Source organism: Phreatobacter sp. GW821-FHT04C01 (genome assembly GCF_059420385.1).
Genome location: NZ_JBWKTP010000005.1, coordinates 147,175 through 168,747, shown reverse-complemented (window position 1 = coordinate 168,747; position 21,573 = coordinate 147,175). Strand labels below are relative to the sequence as shown.

At 68.6% G+C, this 21,573-nt stretch carries 18 protein-coding genes; 10 read left to right on the top strand and 8 right to left on the bottom strand.

Annotated elements, in window-relative coordinates; all coding sequences use genetic code 11:
* Window positions 1–188: 188 nt before the first annotated feature.
* From AC07WJ_RS20145 to AC07WJ_RS20125, 5 genes are all read left to right on the top strand, one after another.
* Window positions 189–962 carry an SDR family NAD(P)-dependent oxidoreductase gene (locus AC07WJ_RS20145; protein ID WP_494936421.1) on the top strand — a complete coding sequence of 258 codons (774 nt, stop codon included), beginning with the start codon at window positions 189–191 and terminating at the stop codon, window positions 960–962.
* A gap of 58 nt (window positions 963–1,020) precedes the next feature.
* Complete coding sequence (locus AC07WJ_RS20140; RefSeq protein ID WP_494936420.1) at window positions 1,021–1,986, top strand: tripartite tricarboxylate transporter substrate binding protein; 966 nt, start codon at window positions 1,021–1,023, stop codon at window positions 1,984–1,986.
* A 280-nt stretch (window positions 1,987–2,266) separates the two neighbouring features.
* Window positions 2,267–3,331, top strand: a complete 1,065-nt coding sequence (locus AC07WJ_RS20135; protein WP_494936822.1) for an alpha/beta fold hydrolase — start codon at window positions 2,267–2,269, stop codon at window positions 3,329–3,331.
* A gap of 155 nt (window positions 3,332–3,486) precedes the next feature.
* A complete protein-coding gene (locus AC07WJ_RS20130) occupies window positions 3,487–4,830 on the top strand; it encodes a M16 family metallopeptidase (RefSeq protein WP_494936419.1) in 1,344 nt (447 codons plus the stop codon).
* Entirely contained in the window at window positions 4,830–6,266 is a 1,437-nt protein-coding gene (locus AC07WJ_RS20125; protein ID WP_494936418.1) for a M16 family metallopeptidase, read from the top strand. The genes AC07WJ_RS20130 and AC07WJ_RS20125 overlap by 1 nt, the downstream gene beginning before the upstream one ends.
* Here the strand turns inward: AC07WJ_RS20125 and AC07WJ_RS20120 are convergent.
* Together AC07WJ_RS20120 and AC07WJ_RS20115 are read right to left on the bottom strand one after the other, a co-directional pair.
* A complete protein-coding gene (locus AC07WJ_RS20120; RefSeq protein ID WP_494936417.1) occupies window positions 6,263–7,645 on the bottom strand; it encodes an MATE family efflux transporter in 1,383 nt (460 codons plus the stop codon). The genes AC07WJ_RS20125 and AC07WJ_RS20120 overlap by 4 nt on opposite strands.
* A gap of 126 nt (window positions 7,646–7,771) precedes the next feature.
* Window positions 7,772–8,680, bottom strand: coding sequence for a LysR family transcriptional regulator (locus tag AC07WJ_RS20115; protein WP_494936416.1), 909 nt, complete (start codon window positions 8,678–8,680; stop codon window positions 7,772–7,774).
* A gap of 556 nt (window positions 8,681–9,236) precedes the next feature.
* Between AC07WJ_RS20115 and AC07WJ_RS20110 the strand changes: the two genes are divergently transcribed.
* On the top strand, window positions 9,237–9,722 hold the full coding sequence (locus tag AC07WJ_RS20110) for a hypothetical protein (RefSeq protein WP_494936415.1): 486 nt from the start codon (window positions 9,237–9,239) through the stop codon (window positions 9,720–9,722).
* A gap of 156 nt (window positions 9,723–9,878) precedes the next feature.
* Window positions 9,879–10,109, top strand: a complete 231-nt coding sequence (locus AC07WJ_RS20105) for a hypothetical protein (RefSeq protein ID WP_494936414.1) — start codon at window positions 9,879–9,881, stop codon at window positions 10,107–10,109.
* Window positions 10,110–10,123: 14 nt separating this feature from the next.
* Here AC07WJ_RS20105 and AC07WJ_RS20100 read toward each other — a convergent pair whose 3' ends face one another.
* Together AC07WJ_RS20100 and AC07WJ_RS20095 are read right to left on the bottom strand one after the other, a co-directional pair.
* A complete protein-coding gene (locus AC07WJ_RS20100) occupies window positions 10,124–11,164 on the bottom strand; it encodes an ABC transporter substrate-binding protein (protein ID WP_494936413.1) in 1,041 nt (346 codons plus the stop codon).
* A gap of 91 nt (window positions 11,165–11,255) precedes the next feature.
* A complete protein-coding gene (locus AC07WJ_RS20095) occupies window positions 11,256–12,365 on the bottom strand; it encodes a LacI family DNA-binding transcriptional regulator (protein ID WP_494936412.1) in 1,110 nt (369 codons plus the stop codon).
* A gap of 205 nt (window positions 12,366–12,570) precedes the next feature.
* Here AC07WJ_RS20095 and AC07WJ_RS20090 point away from each other — a divergent pair, with 205 nt between their 5' ends.
* Genes AC07WJ_RS20090 through AC07WJ_RS20080 form a run of 3 tightly spaced genes read left to right on the top strand, consistent with a single transcriptional unit; the run spans window position 12,571 to window position 16,122 of the window.
* A complete protein-coding gene (locus tag AC07WJ_RS20090; protein ID WP_494936411.1) occupies window positions 12,571–13,536 on the top strand; it encodes an ABC transporter substrate-binding protein in 966 nt (321 codons plus the stop codon).
* On the top strand, window positions 13,533–14,021 hold the full coding sequence (locus tag AC07WJ_RS20085; RefSeq protein WP_494936410.1) for a (2Fe-2S)-binding protein: 489 nt from the start codon (window positions 13,533–13,535) through the stop codon (window positions 14,019–14,021). Before AC07WJ_RS20090 ends, AC07WJ_RS20085 begins: the two co-directional genes overlap by 4 nt.
* On the top strand, window positions 14,011–16,122 hold the full coding sequence (locus AC07WJ_RS20080) for a xanthine dehydrogenase family protein molybdopterin-binding subunit (protein WP_494936409.1): 2,112 nt from the start codon (window positions 14,011–14,013) through the stop codon (window positions 16,120–16,122). Before AC07WJ_RS20085 ends, AC07WJ_RS20080 begins: the two co-directional genes overlap by 11 nt.
* 262 nt (window positions 16,123–16,384) lie before the next feature.
* On the opposite strand, the gene AC07WJ_RS20075 is transcribed toward AC07WJ_RS20080, so the two are convergent.
* The 4 genes from AC07WJ_RS20075 to AC07WJ_RS20060 all read right to left on the bottom strand — a co-directional run bounded on the left by AC07WJ_RS20075 (window position 16,385) and on the right by AC07WJ_RS20060 (window position 21,541).
* Complete coding sequence (locus tag AC07WJ_RS20075; protein WP_494936408.1) at window positions 16,385–17,629, bottom strand: acyl-CoA dehydrogenase family protein; 1,245 nt, start codon at window positions 17,627–17,629, stop codon at window positions 16,385–16,387.
* A 363-nt stretch (window positions 17,630–17,992) separates the two neighbouring features.
* Window positions 17,993–19,363, bottom strand: coding sequence for an amidohydrolase family protein (locus tag AC07WJ_RS20070; protein WP_494936407.1), 1,371 nt, complete (start codon window positions 19,361–19,363; stop codon window positions 17,993–17,995).
* A gap of 56 nt (window positions 19,364–19,419) precedes the next feature.
* The gene (locus AC07WJ_RS20065; RefSeq protein ID WP_494936406.1) at window positions 19,420–20,478 is read right to left on the bottom strand and encodes an ABC transporter substrate-binding protein; all 1,059 of its coding nucleotides are present in this window, start codon (window positions 20,476–20,478) and stop codon (window positions 19,420–19,422) included.
* A 109-nt stretch (window positions 20,479–20,587) separates the two neighbouring features.
* Entirely contained in the window at window positions 20,588–21,541 is a 954-nt protein-coding gene (locus tag AC07WJ_RS20060; RefSeq protein WP_494936405.1) for a LysR family transcriptional regulator, read from the bottom strand.
* Window positions 21,542–21,573 lie beyond the last annotated feature (32 nt).

Here is a 21,573-nt window from a genome sequence, read left to right as displayed (position 1 = left end):
TGGACCATGGAAGCCAGGGGAGAGGAGCTGTCGGAAAGTTTGCATGCAAAATAGAATGCCATATGCTGCTTCCCGATGAAAGGATCCGGTCGCGGGCTTTTCCCTGGGGTTCGTTGCCGAAGGGCGCGCCTGCAGGTCCCTGCGACGGCCTGTCAGCCGCACCGCGGCAAGACGAGGGGAGATCAAGCGTGGCCGAGATACGAGCAGGCGGGCAAGGCGCCTATGCCCTCGAGGGGCGGGTCGCCGTCGTCACCGGCGGCAGCAGCGGCATCGGCGCGGCAACCGTCCGGCGCCTGGCGGCCGGCGGCGCGACCGTCGCGGTCGGCTATAACAGCGGCCGCGACCGCGCCGAGGCGCTGATCGGCGAATTGCCCGGGGCGGGGCACCTGGCGCTGCATGTTCCGATGGAGGACACGACGGCCATCGCTGCCGCGGCCGCCGCGGTCGAAGACCGGCTCGGCCGCGCCGACATTCTGGTCAATTCCGCCGGCGTCACCCGCGCCGTGCCCCATGCCGATCTCGATGCGCTGACCGACGAGGTCTTCGATCGCATCCTGCGGACCAATGTGCGCGGCCCCTTCGCCACCATTCGCGCCTTCGCGCCGCTGATGAGGCGCGGCGGCGACGCCATCATCGTCAATATTTCCTCGCTCTCGGCGGTCACCGGGCTCGGCAGTAGTATCGCCTACTGCGCTTCCAAGGCGGCGCTCGACACCATGGGCCTGTCGCTCGCCCGCGTGCTCGGTCCTGAGATCCGGGTCATCGGCGTGTCGCCGGCGGCGGTCGCCACCGATTTCGTGCCCGGCCGGGGCCGCGAGGGCGTCGAGAAACAGGCGGCCTCGACGCCGCTGAAGATCGTCGCCGAGGCCGACGACGTCGCGCTCGCCGTCATGGCGGCCATCACCCATCTGAGGCTCACCACCGGCTCGACCCTGGTGGTCGACAGCGGCAGGCATCTCTGAACGGCCGGCACAGGCCGCCGCGGCAACGACAAGACATCATCGCAGGAAGGAACACCCCATGCTCAACCGCCGCCTGGCGCTCGCCAGCCTGATCGCCGCGGGCGCCATGCCCCAGGCCGCGCGTGCCGAGGACTGGCCGCAGCGGCCGGTGACCCTGGTCCACGGTTTCGGCGCCGGCGGCAATGCCGATTCCATTGCCCGGGTCCTGGCCAATTCCCTGTCGGGCACGCTCGGCCAGCAGGTGGTGGTGGAGGCCAAGCCCGGCGCCGGCGGCAATCTCGCCTCCGAAGTGGTGTCGCGTGCCAATCCCGACGGCTACAGCCTCATCCTGCTGACCGGCGGCCATGCCGTCTCGGCGGCGCTCTACAAGGCGCTGCGCTTCAATCCGGTCGACGATTTCGCCTTCGTCTCGCTGGCCGCGACCTTTCCCTTCGTCATCGCCACCGCGGCCGAGAGCCCGATCAAGAGCCTGGCCGACCTTGTCGCGGCGGCGAAACGCGAGCCGGGCAAGCTTACCTTCTCGTCGGTCGGCTTCGGCTCGACGCAGCACCTGACAGGCGAATTGCTGGCGGTCACCGCCGGCATCAAGCTGACCCACGTGCCCTATCGCGGCGGCATGCAGCCGCTCACCGACCTGATGTCGGGCCGTATCGACCTGATGGTCGACAGCATCACCGTGACCGGTTCGGCGGTGCGCGCCGGCACCATTCGCGGCCTCGGCATCACCTCGGCCGCGCCCTGGCCGGCATTGCCCGAGGTGCCGCTGGTCGCCGCCACCTTGCCGGGCTTCGAGGTGCGCTCCTGGATCGGCGTCGCGGCGCCAGCCGCGACCCCGCCGGCGATCGTCGCCAAGCTCAATGACGGTATCCGCCGGGCCGTCGCCGATGCCAAGGTGCGCGAGCAGTTGGGCTCGCTCGGCGTGCAGCCGGAGGCCACCACGCCCGAGGTGATGAAGACCTTCGTCGCGTCCGAGGTTCGCCGCTGGACCGAGGTGGTCGACAAGGCCGGCATCGAGAAGTTGTGAGCGGCGGGCCTTGCCGCCGCCCGCCGCCCACCGAGACGAGGTCGCAGGTGGGGCGGCTCTTCAGGTGAATCGGAATCGAATTGCGAGCGGGAAAAGCGAGGCGATCCAATATCTTGCCGCATCCGGATGAATTATCTGGAGAAGTTGCGGCGGCCGGGCCGTAAGCGATTGCCCGGCCTTGCCGGCGGGTTGTGCCACGGCGATAGTTCGCCATCGAGAGCGGCGAGCCGGAGTTGTCGCCCCGGCATCGGCGCCCGTCAGGGAGGCAGGCATGAGGGTGATGAATGTGCTGCGCCGCGCGGCTGCCGCGGCGGTCTTGTCGCTGGTCGCCTTCGCGGCGATGGCGGCCGACTATCCGGCGCCGAAACAGGGTGTCTTCGTCGCGCGCGACTTTCGCTTCCACACCGGCGAGATCCTGCCCGAGCTCCGGCTGGGCTATGTCACGATCGGCGCGCCCAGCGGCGAGCCGGTGCTGATCCTGCACGGCACGGCGGGTTCCGCCGCCGGCATGCTCAATGCCGGTTTCGCCGGTGAATTGTTCGGGCCGGGCCAGCCGCTCGACGCCGCCAGATATTTCATCATCCTGCCCGATGCGATCGGCGCAGGCACCTCGTCCAAGCCTTCGGACGGCCTGCGCGCCCGCTTCCCGGCTTACAATTACGACGACATGGTGCAGGCGCAATATCGCCTGGTGACCGAGGGCCTTGGCGTCCGCCACCTGCGCCTGGTGCTCGGCAATTCGATGGGCGGCATGCACAGCTGGATCTGGGGCGTGACCTATCCGGATTTCATGGATGCACTGGTGCCCATGGCCTCCCAGCCGACCGCGATGGCGAGCCGCAACTGGATCATGCGCCGCCTGATCATCGACGCCGTGCGCAACGACCCCGACTGGAACAACGGCAATTACACCACCCAGCCGCGGGCCTTGCGGGTGGCCAACGTGTTCTTCGGCATCGCCACCAGCGGCGGCAGCCTGGCCTATCAGAAGGCTGCGCCGACCAGCGCGCTCGCCGACAAGCTGCTGGACGAGCGGCTGGCGGCCCCTTTCACCGCCGATGCCAACGACTTCCTCTTCCAGTGGGAATCCTCGCGCGACTACAATCCGTCGCCCGGCCTGGAGCGTATCAAGGCGCAACTGCTTGCGATCAACTCCGCCGATGACGAGCGCAATCCGCCGGAAACCGGCATCATGGAACGCGAGCTGAGACGGATCGCCAATGCCCGGCTCTTCCTGATCCCGGCGAGCGAGGAGACGCGCGGCCACGGCACCACCGGCATGGCCAGGTTCTGGAAGCAGCAATTGCAGGACTTTCTGCAGGCAGTGCCGCGCCGGGCCATGTAGCGCGCGCTTCACCGGCCGTTCGGGTTGTCGTGGTCGTGATCGCGGCCCGGATGACTTGGCATGGCCGCGATGCTTTGATGGCGCGCGGCCCGCCGCCGGCAAGGGGGAGCGGGTCGCGCCTGGCATCCGACCGAACGCTCCGGGGACGACCGACGATGCCTGGCCTGCGTATCCTGTTCCTCGTTTTGACCATGGTGGCGATGATCGCGACCCGGCCGGCTGCCGCCGCCGAACGTCAGATCGCCGATCGCGTGTTCCTGGTCAGCGACGCCAAGGCGCGTTTCATCCAGTTCCAGATGATCGTTCTCGCCGGCTGCGCCGACGAGGCCGGCAATGACTGCCGGGGCATCGCGCACTATCTTGAGCACCTGGTGCTGGTTGGCCGCAATGCCGAGCACCGGGACGCGGCGCTCCGGTTCTTCGCCGACGGCACGTCGAACGGTTGGACGAGCTCGAAGATCACCGGCTACATCCACCGCTATCCGGCGGATGCGCCGGATGCGACCGAGCGGCTGGACCGGCTGTTCGGCTTCTACGCCGCGCGGCTCGGCGGCTTCGAGATCACGCCGCAGGACGCGCTGCGCGAGCGCAATGTGGTGCTGCAGGAATTCAACTGGCGCGTCGGCGCCAATCCCTTCTCGCCGGTGTGGCAGGAGGTCTCGCGTTTTCTCTATCCCGACCATCCGCTCGGCCAATGGACCATCGGCACGCCGGCGACGATAGCAGGGCTGACCTCCGACGATGCCCGTGCCTACCTCGCCGCCTGGTATCGCCGGTCGAACGTCTATTTTCTCGTCACCGGTCCGGTGGACGAGGACCAACTGCACCGGATCGCGGCGAAACATCTGGCACCGCTCGATCCGGCGCCGCCGCCGGCGCGCCCATGGCTTGGCCGAAGGCCCGACCTGACCCCGGCGAGCCAGGTCTTCCTGAAAGAGGACCGGCGGATCGCGACCGTCACGGTTGCGGTCGGCCGCGCGATCCCCTTCACCGACCAGGATCCGGTGAAGACGCTGGCGGCGGCCAGGCTGATCGCCCAGTTCCTGTCGAGCAAGCTCGGCGGCAGCCCGCACAGCCGGCTGGTCGAGCAGGACGCAGTGGCATCGGCCATCAGCAATGTGACCTTCGAGCGCGTCATGGACGGCGTGCTGCAGGTCGGCCTGGCCGCGGTTCCCGAGCCGGACGTGACACGCGATCGGCTGGCGGAGGCGCTGCGCACCTATTTGCGCGCGCTCGCGGCCCAGGGCATCGACGAGGCGACGCTCGAACGGTTGAAGCGGCGCTACGCGATGCGTGACAGGATCGATCTCGACGATCCCCAGACGGCGGCCTCGCGCCTGATCTCATGGCTCGGTTATCCCTTGCCTTACGAGCGGCTCGCAGAACTGGCGCCGGCGGTTGCCGCCCTCAGGCCAGACGAGGTCAATGCGCTGCTGCGCGCCACGACCGCCGAGGGGCGCGAGGCAACCGTCATCTTCGCACCGGCGGGGACGCAATGATGGCCGTCCGGTTCATGGTATCGATCGCACGGCCGAAACCGGCCGATTGGTTCGGCCGGCTGGTCGGCCCGGTCCTGGCGTTTGTCGTGCTGGCCCTTGCCGGGCTCGCCGGGCCGGCCGCGGCGCGCGGTTTCGGCATCACTGACGCGCCGACGGCCCAGGGCATAAGGCTGGTGCATTTGCCGCTCGCCGGCGAGACGGCGCAGGCCCTGACCTTCTTCTGGCGCGACCGGCATGCGCTGCACAGCCCGGAGACGATCGGCCTGCTGCGGCTGGCGCCCCGGCTGCTGGTTGCCGGCGGGGCGGGCCCCTTCGACGGCGGCGCGCTCGAGGAGGAGTTCAAGGATCTCGGCGCCACCGTTTCGTTCAGGCGCACCATCGCCTTCACGCTCGGCGAGCTCCATGGCCCGGCCGAGACCACCGCCCAGGCGGCGCGCCTGCTGCGGCTGATGCTGATGGAACCGCGCCTGCCGCCGCGCCACTTGGCGCGGTTGAAACGCGAGATTCTCAATGGCGCGCGGGCGCAACGCGAAGCGGCCGAACCACTCGCGGCCGACGCGCTGGTGCGGCTCTTGGCGGGTGACCATCCCCTGGTCTCGGCCCTGACCATGGAGCCGTCGTCGGTCGTCGATGCGGTGTCGCTCGCCGATATCGAAGCCTGGCGCAAGGCGGTGCTCGCCCGGGACAATCTCGTCGTCGTCGCGGCCGGCCCGCTCGATCGCGCGGCGGTGGCGGCCCTGGTTGACGAAACCTTCGGTGGCCTGCCGGCGACCGCCGAACTGAAGCCGGTCGTGGCGTTCCAGCCGTTGCGGCCGCTGCGCACCATCGCGATCGAGCGGCCGGTGGCGCAGTCGGTGATCGTCGCCGGACAGGCGACGGACTGGAACGCGACATCGGAGCGGCCGGCGCGCGACATCGCCATGACCGTGCTCGGACGGGGCGGCGCCTCGCGCCTGTGGCGCGCCGTCAGGGAGCGGCTCGGCGCCTCCTACGGCGCGGAGGCCGCCATCGGCCCGCTCAGCCGCGGGCATTACCGGCTGATGATGCGCAGTTCGGTCGCCACCGGCCGCACCGCCGACGCGCTGGCCGCCGTGCGCCAGGAATTCGACCGCTTCCTGGCCGAAGGCGTCAGGCCGGACGAGGTCGAGCCGGTCAAGACGCGGATCGTCGCCGAATTCGCCGAGGCCATGCGCCGCTCGAACAGCGCCGCCGGCCGCGTCCGCGCGGCCCTGCTCGACGGGCAAGGCGCCGATGATCTCGAAGCCTATCCCGATCGGGTCGCCGAGGTCACCGCCGCCGACGTCAATGCGCTGATCGCGAAACACCTGTCGACGCGGCTGGTGGTCATCGTGGTGACCCCGTCGGCCGCCGGCCTCGGCGCCGATTGCGTGGTGAAGTCGCTGGCCGAGGTCGCCACCTGCCCGGTGAGCGATTAGACGAGGCGGCGGCTCAACCTCACCCAGCGCCAGGTGGTCAGGATGGCCACCGCCGAAAGCCCGGAGGCGAGCCCCAGCCAGATGCCGACGCCGCCGAAACCCCAGTGGAAGGCGAGCGTCGCGCCGAGCGGCATGCCGATGCCCCAATAGCCTATTGCCGTGATGATCATCGGCACGGTGGTGTCGTGCAGCCCGCGCAGCATGCCGAGGCAGGCGACCTGGATGCCGTCCCCGAGCTGGAACAGCGCGGCGCAGATCAAAAGGGTCGAGGCGAGCACGACGACGTCCTGGTTGGCGGCCGCCGTGATGTCGACGAAGGCCGCGATCAGCGTCTTCGGCGTCAGCAGCATCACCGCGGCGACGGTGAGCATATAAGCCACCGTCAGGCCATAGGCGGTCCAGCCGGCGAGCCGCGCCGCGGCGGGGTCGGCGGCGCCATGGGCCCGGCCGACACGGACGCTGGCGGCCTGGCTGAGGCCGATGGCCGCCATGAAGGTTGCCCCCCCGATCTGCGCGACGATGGCATGCGCGGCCAGCGCGGTCGCGCCGAGCAGGCCCATCATCATGGCGGAGGCATAGAAGATCGAGGTCTCGAAGGCTTGCGCCATGCCGATCGGCAGGCCGAGCCGCCAGATCTCGGCAAGCCGCTTCAGGTCGGGCCGCCAGAGGTCGCGGAACAGCCGATAGCCGCGGAACCGCCGGTCGAGGCAGACCACCATGACGAGCCCGAGCATGAGCACGACCATGGCGCTGGCGGTGGCGAGGCCCGCGCCTTTCAGGCCGAGCGCGGGAAGGCCGAGATGGCCATAGATCAGGCTCCAGCCGGCGAGCGCGTTGAAGGCGGCCGCGATCCCGGCCACCAGCATGGTCCAGAGCGGCCTCTGCATGGCGGCGAGGAATGACCTGAGCACGATATAGCCGAGATAAGGCAGCAGGCCCCATTGCAGCGCATGCATGAAGGCGGTCGAGCGTGCGGCGAGCGCCGGGTCCTGGCCGAGGAAGACGAAGATCCTGTCGCAGTGCCAGAGCACGACCCAGGCGGGCAGCGAGATCAGCACAGCGCTCCACAGGCCCTGGCGGACGGTGCGCCTGATATCCTCGACCTCGCCCGGGTTGCGGCCGAGCGCCTTGGCCATCAGCAGCATCGAGGCCGAAACGATGCCCATGCTGAGCAGCATCACCGCCTGATAGAGGCTCGCCGCCATGGCGGTGGCGGCGAGTTCGTCCTTGCCCAGCCGGCCGACGAAGATGAGGTTGGTCGCCATCAGCGCGACCTGCGCGATATTGGTCAGCACCAGCGGCCAGCCGAGGGCGAGCGACGCGCGGACCTCTTTCAGGACGGCGCGGGACAGCGGCAAGGGGGCGGCGGCGTCATGCATGATCGGGCGGCTCGGACCGGCGCGCCCCGGAACGGGGCGTCGGGGACGGGCCGCAGGTTCTTCCATGCCGTGCGGTGCGGCAGCAAGGGGGGGGGACGGCGGGGCAGGGTCCCGATGCTCGCGGCGTCAGGCGACCGGCGTATCGATCGCCTGCAGGTAATCGACAAAGGCCCGGACCGTGCGCGGCACGCGCGGGCTCCAGGGCCTGACCGCGAAGATGATCTCGGCGTCCGAGCCTTCGATGGTCCAGTCGGGCATGAGCTGCACCAGCGCGCCGGACGCGATGTGGCGGCGGCAGGCAAAGCCTGACAGCATGGTGACGCCGCCATCGGCGAGCGCCGCCTGCATCAGCAATTCGCCGTTATTGGCCTTGAAGCCCGCTCGCACCGGGGCCGGCTCGTGCCGGCCGTCGCGGCTGAACCGCCAGGCCGGGTCGTGCACGGCTTGCCAGCCGTAGAGCAGGCAGCGATGCCGGGCGAGATCGGCTGGTTGCAGCGGCACGCCATGGGTCGCGAGATAGCCCGGTGAGGCCACCAGGTGCCAGTCGACCCGCCCGACCGGCCAGGCCATGTCGGTGCCACGGATGATGTTGCCGAAGCGCAGCGCAAGGTCGAAACCCTGGGCGGCGAGGTCGGCGATATCCTGGCTGGTCGAAAGGTCCACCTCGATTTCGGGATAGCGGTCGAGGAAGCCCGGGATGAGCGGTGCGGCGAAGCTGATACCGACGCCGATCGAGGCGGTGATGCGCAGCCGGCCGGTTGGCTCGAGCGCCAGGTCGCGCACGCTGGCCACCGTATCGTTGGCATCGGCCAGCATGCGGTCCATGCCGTCGAGCAGGCGCTCGCCGGCATCCGTCAGGGTCAGCGACCGGGTGCTGCGATTGACCAGCTGCAGTGCCAGCTCGCGTTCCAACGCCTTCAGCCTGACGCTCACCGCGGCCTTCGACAGACCGAGCCGCTCGGCCGCCCGCGTGACGCTGCGCGCCTCGGCTACCCGGGTGAAGATCAGCAGGTTTTGGATCAGGTCGAGTTGCATGAGTGTTCATACAGACGAACAATGCGTTCATTCAAGGCCAATTGTTTATCTCCGCCCTGGCGCACACCTTTCAATCGAAGCGTCATCCGGAGAACGACACGTCATGGCCACCGTCTGCACGACCTGTTCGCGACATGAGCGGGAGAGCGCCCGGTCCGCGCGGTTCTTGCCGTCCTTACGGTCCTGGCCGGTTGCCCTCGGCCTCGCCTGGCGGGCGTGTTTCGGTCGGCACCGCGGCGCGCAGTCCGTGGTCGCCCCTGCATTCGAACCACGGCTTCATCGCGATATCGGGTTGGATCCGCCGGAGACCTGGTCCGACGGTCGCTGCGGCAGGGACGTCACCCGCTATCTCCAATATTACTGAGGCCTTGCGGCATTCCGCAATGGCCGAATGCTGCGGCAGAAATTGCCGTACCCGGCAAGATTGTTCCGGCCGTCGACCTGCTCCAGAGCGGTTGCATGGGACGCAAGTGGCTCAACCCACAGGAAGTTATTGTCTGGCACGGGCATTGCCTGACGCCGCGCCGGCAGGAACGGCAGCCTGGGTGAGGACGACATGAATATTGGTGAGGGAACGGGCGGCCTCTATGCATCATTGGTTGGGCGGCCGAGCACTGGCAATCGCGCGACGATATCGGCGGCCTCGGTGACCGGTGCGCCGCAACCGGCGGCCGGCGGTTCCGGCCGCGGCGTCAGCACTTATGATTTCACCAGCATGACCAGGAACCAGATGGTCGGGCTCTCGCGCCAGCTGCAGGATGCCGGCGCGCTCGACCTGACCCAGGCCGGCATGCTGCAGATGGCCGGGCCGCTCGGCAAGGTCGGGCCCAATGGCGAATTCGTGCCGTTCACGGCGGCCGAGCGCGAGGCGGTGGGCAATCAGCCAATGAACTATATCCAGACCGCGCAGGACGCCATCGCCGGCATCGAAAGCCGGGGCGAGGCCACCAACCCGAAATCGGGTTATGCCGACTGGAAGCAGATTCTCGCGGTGCTGCAGAGCCGGCAGGGCACGCCATCGGGCGTCGACATCAGGGCCTGAGGCCGCCCAAGGCGACGCGGCGCCGTTGCGCAAGCCGCCGATCGCGCGGAGCACCCTTGACGACCGGGCCCTTCCGGTCGCGGAATTGTCTTCCTACATCAAGCCAGGATGAAAGCCGCCCGTATCACCGGACGGCTGTTTCGCTGGTGATCGATCATGAAAAGGCTCCATGACGACCGGCCCAATGGCGCGGTTCGAAGATATGTCCTGGCCCAGCTCAAGGATATGCCCTGCTGGTGCGAGATCAAGGAGATCGCCGCCGCCGCCGAGGTCAGCGAGGACGTCGCCCGCGCCTGCCTTGAATCCTACGAAGGCGAATTCGCCCGCCGTCACGGCGACCTCTGGCGCTTCGAAACCTGTTGCCTGAAGCACATCAAGCTCGGCTGAACATGCGCCGCGGCTCAGACGAAGGGGTTGCGGTCGTCGAGCCGCTTGCGTGCTTCCTCGGCAATGCCGAGATCGAAGGTCTCGGCCGGCGTCGGCGCCTTGGGGATGAGGCCGGCCTTGGCCCAGAACGCGCCCTGTTCCATCACTGAGGCGACATTCGGCATGCCGTCCAAGGGGTAGCCTGACCAGCGCGGCCGGGCGCCCTCGATCAATTCCGGCGGCAATTGAGTGGCTTCCGCCAGGATGCGGTTGATCGCGGGATCGCTGTCGGCCGCCGCTTTCATGAAATCACGTGCCGCCTGCAATTGCGCCATGGCGAAGCGCACCAGCGCCGAACGTCGGCGCGTGCGCGCCTCGCCGCTTGCCGCCCACAGCCCCACCTGGGCGCCGGGCTGGGCCTCGTCGCCCCAGAACAGGATCTTGGCGGCACCGCGCTTTTCCACGGCGAAGCAGAGCGGTACCGGCAGGTTGGCGATGCCGATGCGGTTGGCGCCGAGCAGTTGCGGCGAACTGTTGCCGGCGACGCCCCATTGCCACTCCACGTCCTCGGGCGTCAGGCCGCCCTTTTCCAGCGCCTTGGTATAGAGCAGCTGCGAGATCGAGCCGCGTACGCTGATGCCGATGATCGAGCCCTTGGCCTTGGCCATGTGCTCGATCCCGGTCAGGCCCTTGGCGTACAGTTCGTTGCTGACCATGAAACATTGCGAGCCGCGCCGCGGCAGCTCCTGGCTGCGGTCCATGATCAGCCGGAACGACGCGCCTTTGGCGAGGGTGTTGAACAGGCCCGCCGAACAGGTCGAGACCGAGACGTCGAGTTCGCCGGCGGTGAGAATCGGGATGGCGAGCCCGCCATCGGCGAAGCTCTGCGTGGTCACCTTCAGGTTGACCTTGTCGAAATAGCCCCTGGCCTGGGCGATGAAGGTCGGGCCCGAGGAAATATAGGGGACGATGCCGACCCGGAGCTGCTCCGGCGCCATGAAATCCTGGGCCCGCGCCACCGGTGCGGCGAGGGCGCCCAGGCTGGAAGCAATGGCGGTCCGTCGTGTCAGGCGCATGGTCGAACTCCGGCAGAAATCATCCTGGGGGCGGTGCGCAGCAATCGGTTGCATTATGGGGCGCCCCGAATCCGCGTCAACGCCGTCGGGGTCAGGCGCTTTGACGCACCGGGCCGGTCGAGCCCCGGATGATCAGTTTCGGCGGCAGCACGCGGCTGGCCACCGGCCGCGCCGGGTCGTCGAGCCGCGCGATCAATTCGTCGGCGGCCTCGTAGCCCATGCGGTATTGCGGGATGCGCACCGAGGTGAGCGCCGGCTTCAGCTTGTCGACGAAAGGCATGTCGTTGAAGCCGGTCACCGAGACGTCGCCCGGGCAATCGAGGCCGAGTTCGCGCAGTGCCTCGTAGACGCCGAGCGCCAGGGCGTCATTGGCGGCGACGATCGCCGATGGCGCCAGTCCCGATTGCAGCAGGTGCAGCGCGGCGCGCCGGCCGGCCTCCTCGCTGAACTGGCCGGCGATCACGACCTGCCGCGGTCCAGCCTCCAGTCCATGGCGCCGGGCGGCGGCGGCGAAGGCGTCGTGGCGGGTCTTGCCGGTCGAGACGTCCTGTGGGCCGGCGATATGGGCGATACGCCGATGGCCGAGGCCGTGGAGGTGGTCGAAAGCCTCCTGGATGCCGGCGGTTTCGTCGGCCAGGATCGCCGGCACCGTCATGCCGCCGGTCGAGCGGTTCATCAGCACGATGGCCATGCCGCGCTCGAGCGCAGCCTTGACGATGGGATCGTCGAGTCGGGCGGTCGCCAGGATCAGCCCGTCGACCTGCCGCTTGATGAACATGTCGAGCAACTGCCATTCCCGTTCCAGGTTGAAATCGGAATTGGTCAGCAGCGCGCTGTAGCCGATCTGCTGCAGCCGGTCTTCGATGCCGCGGAACATCGGTGGAAACATGGGATTGGTCAGGTCGGGCACCACCACGCCGACGGTGTGCGAGCGGCGCCGGCGCAGGCTCGCCGCGATGACGTTGCCCTGGTAGCCGAGCGCCTGGGCCGAAGCCTTCACCTTGGCCGCGACGTCAGGCGAGATGCGTCGCTCCTTCAGCGGATCGAGGGCCCGCGAGGCGGTGGAAATATGCACGCCGGCATGGTCGGCGACATCTTTCAGGCGGGCGGGCGCGGCCGGGGGCCGGTCGGCGGCCGGCGTCCTGGCCGGAGACGCTGTTCCGGCCGGAGGGGGTATCTTGCCCACGGGTCGCTTTGCCATGCCGGTTCGATCATCCTGTCGCACCACAAGTGTCATTGTCCCGATCGCGCCGTCAATCACGCTGCCGCGATGGCGCGAAATCGGCTCGATGGGCTGGCGCGAAGATGGCAATTGACATTGTGCAATCGATTGCCAAGAATTCCCGCATCGAGAATTTTCGAAGCCGCGCCGCCGATCCGGCCGCCGGTACGCAAGGAGTGGTTCCGTGAGTGATTCGTCCAAGCCCGGTCCCGACCTTGCCACCACGCCAAGGCTGGCGAGGCTGCGTGTCATGTCCTTTGCCGGCGCCGGCAACCTGCCGCTGCTGGCGGCCGAGGCCGAGGGCGCTTTCGCGGCGCGCGGCCTGGCGGTCGAGATCGCCTGGACCCCGAATTCGCCGACCTTGCGGCGGGCGCTGGCGGCCGGCGATATCGACGTGGCCCATGCCGCCGTCGACAATGCCGTCGCCATGGTCGAGACCGAGGGCGTCGACGTGGTGGTTCTCGCCGGGCTCGACGACGGCATGAACGAACTGGTGGTGCAGCAGGACGTGTCCGAGATCGCCGACCTGATGGGCCGGACCGTCATCGTCGACGCGCCGAACACCGCCTTCGCGCTGCAATTGCGCAAGATCCTGGCTCTGGCCGGGCTGACGGCCGGCGTTCACTATCAATTGCGCGCGGTTGGGGCGACCGACCGGCGGGCCGCCGCGATGATCGCCGACCGAAGCTTCGCCGCGACCTTGCTCAGTCCGAGCTATGCCGACCTCGCCGCGCGCAGCGGCCTGAAGCGGCTCGGCCCGGTGTCGCGCTGGATCGGCCCCTACCAGGGCATCGGCGTCTTCGCGCTTCGCCGTTTCGCCGCCGCCGAGCGGGCGAGCATGGTGGCCTATCTCAGTGGGCTCATGGCCGGCCTCGCCTGGACCTTCGACCCGGCCAATCGCGCGGCGGCCATCGCGCTGCTGGTCGAACGGCTGAACATGGATCCGGCGACCGCCGCTGCCGGCTACGCCTCGGTGGTCGATCCGATCACCGGCCTGTTCCGCGATATCGAAGTCAATGCAGAGGGCATGGCGACCGTCCTGGCGCTGCGGGCCGAACTCGAGGGCGACTGGAACGGCGTACCACCGCCCGCCTCGCGTTATGTCGACGGCAGTATCCTGGCCGAGGCGCGTGGCGGGGGCAGGCGATGACCGAGGTCCTGTCCTTGCAGGTGAACGGCCAGGCCGTGACGCTCGCCGCCGACGATCCGGTGGCGTTGATCGAATTGTTGCGCGATCGCCTGGGTCTGAAGGCGACCCGGCTCGGCTGCGGCCTGGAGCAATGCGGCGCCTGCATGGTGCTGGTCGACGGCCGGCCGGTGCATTCCTGCGGCCGCGAGGCGCGCGCCTTTGCCGGCCGCGCCGTGACCTCGGTCGAGGGCGTCTCGGCCGGCGGCCTGCATCCGTTGCAGCAGGCGCTGATCGACGAGCAGGCGGGCCAATGCGGCTTCTGTCTTTCCGGCATCCTGATGAGCGGGATTGCCTTGCTCGCCGCCAATCCGGCGCCGTCGCGCGCTGAAATCACGGCAGGGCTGGACGGTCATCTCTGCCGTTGCGGCGCCCATAACCGCATCATCGCGGCGGTCGAACGGGCCGCCGCCGTGCTTCGCGCGCGAGGGGCCGGCCATGGCCGATAAGCTGCCGCCGACCCTGGCCGACAATCCGCGGCTCGATCGCTGGATCCGTTTCGCCGACCAGGGCGTGATCATCGCCACCGGCAAGGTCGAACTGGGGCAGGGCGTGCTGACCGCGCTCGCCCAGATCGCGGCGGAGGAACTCGACGTCGCCCCCACGCGCATCGCCATGGTCTCGGGCGATACCGACCAGGGGCCGAACGAGGGTTATACGGCCGGTAGCCAGTCGGTCGAGGCCTCCGGCGGCGCGATCCGGCTGGTCGCCGCCGAGGCGCGCGCCTTGCTGACAACGGCCGCCGCCGATCGCCTGGGCGCGGCACCCGCCGCTCTCACGGTCGAGGACGGCGCCTTCAGCCACGAGGGCCGGCCGACCAATCTCGACTACTGGTCGCTCGCCGGCGATATAGACTGGACGCGCAGCGCCACGGGCGCGGCCGTGGTCAAGCCGGCCGGGGATTATCGCCTGGTCGGGCAGAGCCTGCCGCGGGTCGACCTGGAGGCCAAGGTCGCCGGCGCCCCGTTCATCCATGATATCGCCGAACCGGGCATGCTGTTCGGCTGGGTGATGCGGCCGCCCCGGCGGGGCGGCAGGCTTGCGGGTTTCGACATGGCGAGGCTTGGCCGGCTCGGCGACGGCGTCGTCTGCCACCGCGACGGCGACGTGCTGGCGGTGACCGCGGGCGACGCACGCCATCTCGGCCTCGCCCGGGATATCCTGCGTGGCCATGCCGTCTGGACCGGTGGCGTGGGGGTGCCCGACGATGCCGGTTCGCCGGACTGGCTGATGGCCCAGGCCGTTCAGGACCGGGTGATCGACACCGGCGCGTTGCAGGACGATGTCGGTCCGCCGATCGCCGCGACGTTTTCCAGGCCGTTTCTTGCCCATGGCTCGATCGGCCTGTCCTGCGGGCTCGCCCGTTTCGAGGCTGGCCGGCTCACCGTTTTCAGTCATTCGCAGGGCGTCTTTCCCCTGCGCGGCGCCATCGCGCGGGCGTTCAAGCTCGATCCGGCCGATGTCTCGGTCATCCATCGCCAGGGCTCCGGCTGCTACGGTCATAACGGCGCCGACGACGCCGCGGCCGACGCCGCCTTCCTGGCGCTGCGCCATCCCGGCCGGCTCGTGCGGGTCGAATGGACCCGCGATGACGAGCTCGGGTTTTCGCCGGTCGGGGCGGCCATGGCGGTGCGACTCCAGGCGAGCCTCGACGCCGCGGGCCGCCCGCTGGGCTGGACGACCGAGATCTGGAGCCCGCCCCATGCCGCCCGTCCCGGCGGCAATGGCAATGTCAACCTGCAGGTCGCGGAAGCCTTGCCCGATCCGCCCGCCGCGGGGCCGGCCGCCGATGTGCCGGATGCTGCCGGCGGCGGCGGCATTCGCAATGCCGCGATCCCCTATGCGGTGCCGGGCCAGCGGGTCATCCACCACCTGATCACCGGCCAGCCGGTGCGCGCCTCGTCGCTGCGCACGCTCGGTGCCTTCGCCAATGTCTTCGCCATCGAGGGTTTTCTCGACGAGCTCGCCGAGGCCGCCGGGCGCGACCCCGTCGCCTATCGTCTGGAGCTGCTGGCCGATCCGCGCGCCCGCGCGGTGGTCGCGGCCGCCGCCGCGGCTTCGGACTGGCGGGAGAATGCCGGGACCGGCACGGGGCAGGCCAAGGGCATCGGCTTTTCCCGCTACAAGAACCGCGCGGCCTATTGCGCCGTGGTGGCGGAGGTCGAGGTTGGCGACGAGGTCCGGCTGACCGGCATCTGGTCGGCGGTCGATGCCGGCCTCGTCATCAATCCCGACGGGGTGAGGAACCAGATCGAGGGCGGCATCCTGCAAGGTGCGAGCTGGACCTTGAAGGAACAGGTGCGCTTCGCCGAGGGCATCAATGCGAGCCGCACTTGGGACGACTACCCGATCCTGCGCTTTTCCGAGGTGCCGCCCGTCACGATCGAATTGCTGAACGTCGCGGCCGACCGGCCGCTCGGCGTCGGCGAGGCTTCGCAAGGACCGGTCGCCGCGGCCATCGGCAATGCGGTAGCCCGCGCGCTCGGCAGCCGGATCAGGCACATGCCGCTCAGCCGCGAGCGGATCATGGCGAGCTTGCTGGCGGATTAGGGGATGGCGGGGGCCCCCCGGTGGAGCGCTTCAACCCGCGCCTTCGCGGGAGAGGGTTGACGCGGCAGCGGCCGGGGAAGGGTGGTTGCGCCAAACCGTCACGCGTTTCGGGCCGAATTGACGGGCCGGCCCGCTTCAGACCCTCACCCGGCGCCTGACGGCGCCACCCTCTGCCGCAAGCGGGCGAGGGTTTACGCGCACCACGCGTTTGGTTTCATCGCCATTCGCCATTCGCCATTCGCCATTCGCCATTCGCCACCCCTCACGCCTCCGGCCCCGCATATTTCCCCGCGGTCGCCGGGAACATGGTCTTGATGATCTTCATCCGGCTGACATCGACGGTCGCGTCCATGTGCAGGAAGATCGCGGCGTCGCGGAACAGCTTTTCGATACCGAATTCCAGCATGGCGCCATTGCCGCCATGCAGTTCGAGCGCGTGCTGGGCGACCTTCATGATCTCCTCCGACGCATAGACCTTGGCCATGTTGCACAGCGCGTCCATGTCCGGATGGCCCTCGTCGACCGCTTTCGAGGCACGCTCGACGAGCGAGCGGACCGCCTCGATGCGGGTCGCCATGTCGGCAAGCCTGAGCGCCACCGCCTGGTGCTTGATCAGGATGCGGCCGCCCTGGACATAGTTCTGCACATAGTCGGCGGTGCGTTCGAAACAGGCGACGCCGACGCCGAGATTCTTGGCCGCCTGGATGATCTTGCCGGCCCGGAAATAGACCCCGGCCTTACCCAGCGCCTCGCTCTCCACCAGCAGGTGGTCGGCCGGCACGCGGCAATCCTCGAAGACGATCTCGCCATTGTTCATGAAGCGGCAGCCGAGCGTCTCGTTGCACTTGGTCACCGTCAGGCCGGGCGTGTCGCGCGGCACCAGGAAACTCGACGTGCCCTGCAGCATGCCGACCTTCGCATTGGTATTGGCATAGACGACGTAGAGGCTGGCGTCGTAGCCGTTGGAGATGAACTGCTTGTGCCCGTTGATCACCCAGTGGTCGCCGTCGCGCACGGCCTTGGTGTGCATCGCCGCCTCCGGCACGTTGTAGGGCAGCCAACGATCGGAGGCGCCGCGCGGCTCGGTCAGGCAATGGGCCAGCAGGAATTGCGGATCGTCGAGGAGCCGCGGAAACCATGTCGCCTGCAGATGCGCGGGGGCGAATTCGCGCAGCAGGATCGACACCTTCCAGTTCTGGACCAGCTTGTCGGCCAGGCCGGAATCGCCGCGTGCGATCTCTTCCGCGATCAGCGCGAAGGTTCTCACCTCGGTGTCGCGGTCGAGCTCGATGCCGCCCTGGGCCTCGGGCACGCCGAGGGTGCGGACGCCGATCCGATCGGCGCCTTCGAGGATGTCGGGCGGCAGCCGCCCGGTGGGGCTCATGTCCCATTCGCGCTTCCAGTTCGAGCGGATGAACGGGGTGACGATATCGTCCACGAAAGAACGGCAGCTCTGCCGCATCAGGCGCTGGTCTTCCGAGAGCGATGTATCATGTGCGTGGATCATGGCGTTGTCCTGCCCAGCCGGAGCGCCGTTTTTCGGCGGCTCTTCTGGGCAGGAAGCCTAATCAGACGGACACGAGCCGACAGGCGCTTTCGTCCCGATCTGGTGGATTATCGTCCAGATTTGGGGGGCGGTCGTCTCGGGCACAACGGCAGATAATGTGCGAACCAACCCTCTCCCATAGGGAGAGGGTGGCAGCGTCAGCTGCCGGGTGAGGGGCGTAGGCGTCCGGGACTGGTGCTGGCGCTCGCGCCGCATGCCGCGCCATCCTGAAACGGACGACCCCTCACCCGGCGCCTGACGGCGCCACCCTCTCCCTATGGGGGAGGGTTGGTCGCAGCCTTTGGGGTGTCGCCGCCACCAACCTCACCCGATCGGCAAATTCAAACCGGCTTCCCTCATGACCCGCGCCGTGGCTTCCGTCAGCGCGCGCTTGCGCGCCTGCAACACGTCCTTCGGGAAGGTCAGTCGGCCGCCGCGCTTGCGGGCGACGCCGTCGATATAGACGCTGTCGACATGGCCGCCGCTGGCATAACCGACGATGCTGACGACCGGATCGAACACCGGAAACAGGTCGAGATCGCTGGCGTCGAGCAGCACCAGGTCGGCTTTCTTGCCCGGCGTCAGCGAGCCGATGCGGTGGTCGAGCCGCATCACCTTGGCGCCGCCCATGGTGGCCCAGTGCAACACCTCGCGCGCCGTCACGGCGATCTCGCCGAGTGGCTGGCCGGCCGCCGCCCGGGCGATATTGGTGTAGTGGCGGTAGTGCATCCAGGTCGAACGCATCTCGCTGAACATGTCGCCGGAGCACAGCGGCTCGGTGTCGATGCCGAGCGAAATCACCGCGCCGCGGTCGCGTGCCCGGACGGTGAGCGGTGGATCGGCCTTGGCCTGCAACTCCAGCATCACCGTGGGGGTGACCGTCACGCCGTGATCGAGGATGAAGCCGAGGTCGGCGTCCGACAGGGCGTTGCCGTGGCAGATATTGTGGTCGGGCCCGAGCAGGCCGGCGGCCGCCAGCGCCGGCCAGCCGTTTTCCTGCACGCGCTGGCCGCTCGGATAGGATACGTGGCAGGTCGAGACGAGGCCGAATTCGCGCGCCAGCCGGTAGTCGGCAAGGCACACCTCGGCGGTCGAGATCTCCGGCCCCAGAATGGCCATGCCGAGCGTCACCAGCCGGTCGTCGCTGGCGAGCCGGCCGCGCCGCAGCGCCTCGACCCGCTCGCGCGGATGCGGGACTTCCGAATGGTGCTTTTCGCCGGGCGCCGGCACCGGCTTGGCGGTGCCGTGGCCGAACAGGGCGCGGATGCCGCTTTCTTCCAGCGCGTCCACCGCCCGCTCCGCCATCGGCAGGTCGCGCAGGATATGGCACCAGTCGAACAGCGTGGTGACGCCGTTGTCGATCTGGTTGAGCGCGCCGACGAGATTGCCGAGATAGGTGTCCTCGGCGGTGTAGCGCATGGCCATATTGCCGTGAACATGGCGGTGATAGGCCCCCGCCGGCCATTGCGCGCCGATGCCGCGCAGGCCTGCCTGCCAGGTGTGCATATGGGCGTTGACCAGGCCCGGCATGACGATCATGTCGGTCGCGTCGACCACCTCGTCGGCGCTTGCGCCGAGCGAGCGGCCGACCGCGACGATGGTGTCGCCCTCGATCAGCACCTCGCCGCGCTCGATATCGCCGATGGCCTCGTCCATCGTCACGACCCATCCGTTGCGGAACAATGTCTTTTTCATCGTGCTGCCATCCATGCTGGTCGGTAGCCTCGGCCGATCCCGGGCCGGGCCGAAGGTCAGATAAAGGGGTTCTTGTCGTCGAGGCGCTTGCGCGCCTCTTCTGCGATGTCGAGTTCGAAGACCTCGGCCGGAGAGGGCACTTTCGGGATCATCTCGGCTCGGTGCCAGAAGCTCGCCTGCTCCATCACCGAATCCAGGTTCGGCATGCCGTCAGGCGCATAACCGGACCAGCGCGGCCGCGAGGATTCGATGATCTCCGGCGGCAGCCCGGTCGCCTCGGCCAGGATCTTGATGATTGCCGGATTGCCGTCGCGGGCGGCCTGCATGAAGTCCTGCGCGGCCTGCCGCTGCACCATGGCGAAACGCACCAGAGCCGAACGGCGGCGGGCGCGAGCCTCGCCGCTGGCCGCCCACAGCGCGATCTGGGTGTCGGGCGCGGCTTCGTCACCCCAGAACAGGATCTTGCCGAGGCCGCGCTTCTCGGCGGCGAAACACATGGGCACCGGCAGGTTGGTGATGCCGATGCGGTTGGCGCTCAGCATCTGCGGCGAGATATTGCTGGCGACGCCCCATTGCCACTCGACGTCCTCCGGCTTGAGGCCGCCCTTGGCCAGGGCCTTGGAATAGAGAAACTGCGAGATCGAGCCGCGCACGCTGATGCCGATGGTCGAGCCCTTGGCCCTGGCGATTTCGGCGATGCTGGTCAGCCCCTTGGCGTGCAATTCGTTGCTGACCATGAAGCATTGGGAGCCGACGCCCGGCCGCTCGCGGCTGCCGCCGGTGAACAGCCGAAATGGGGCGCCCTTGGCGAGCGTGTTGAACAGGCCGGCGGAGCAGGTCGATATGGTGATATCGAGCTCGCCGGCGGTCAGGATCGGGATGGCCAGCCCGCCATCGGCGAAGCTCTTCATCTCGACCTTGAGGTTGACCTTGTCGAAATAGCCCCGCGCCAGCGCGATGAAGGTCGGGCCGGCCGAGATATAGGGCACCGAGCCGACGCGCAGCGTTTCCGGCGTCATGAAGTCCTGGGCGTGGACGGTCGGTGCGCCCATCGGGGCCAGCGCCGCGATCCCGCCAACCATCGCCTGCCGTCGTGTCAGTCGCATGCCGCTCATCTCGCCTCTCCCCTCGCGATCCGGCCGCGGTCTTCGCCGCGGTTTCGTCATCGTCACTGTCGCGATCTTGTGCAATCGATTGCATGATCGCTGCATGTCCCGGTGGAAGTCAAGCCCCGTCGCGCATCTTCATGGGATGAACGACGGCATGCGCCGCCTCGTCGCGGGCGAGCCGGGCATAGTCCGAAGCCAGGAAGTCGATCAGCCCGCGGATCGACGGCAGCAGGCCCCGGCGGGAAGGAAACACCGCATGGATGATGCCGGCGCGCGGCACCCAGTGCGGCAAGACGTCGACCAGCGTTCCCTCCTGGAGATCGCGCCGCACCACCATGGCCGGCAACTGGACGACACCGACGCCGCGCAGGGCGGCAAGGCGCAGCGCGACCATGTCCTCGGTGACCAGGCGTGGCGTATGGCGCACCACCGCGGTCGCGCCGCCAGGGCCTTCGAGACACCATTCCTGGTCCTGATGCGGCGGCCCCCAGCTGAGGCTCGGCAAGGTGCCGAGATCGGCCGGCACCAGCGGATCCGTGATGGCGGTGAGGAGGGTGGGGCTGGCGACCAGCCTTTGCACGCTTTCGGCGAGCACCCGAACCACCAGGTCGCTGTCCTCCAGCGGCGGGAAACGGACGCGCAAGGCGATGTCGAAACCTTCGCGGATCACGTCGACCCGTCGGTTGGTACTTTCCAGATGCACCTCGACCTTGGGATTTTCCGCCATGAACCGGGCGATCATCTCGGCCACCTGGAAATACAGGACCGAGGAAGGGCAGGAGACGCGCACCACGCCGCGCGGCTCTGAACGGGTCCGGTCGATCTCCTCCTGCGCGGCGTCGGCTTCCACCACCATGGCCAGGCAGTGGCGATAATAGGCCTGGCCGATATCGGTGGCGGCGAAACGGCGGGTCGAACGCTGGACCAGCCTGACGCCGAGCCGGTCTTCCAGCAAGCCGATGCGACGGCTGAGCTTGGACTTGGCCACCCCCAGCGCCCGGCCGGCCGGCGCGAAGCCGCCATGATCCACCACCTGGACGAAGTAATACAAATCGTTGAGGTCCTGCATCGCGGCTCATCGTTCTTCGAATAGGACAGTGT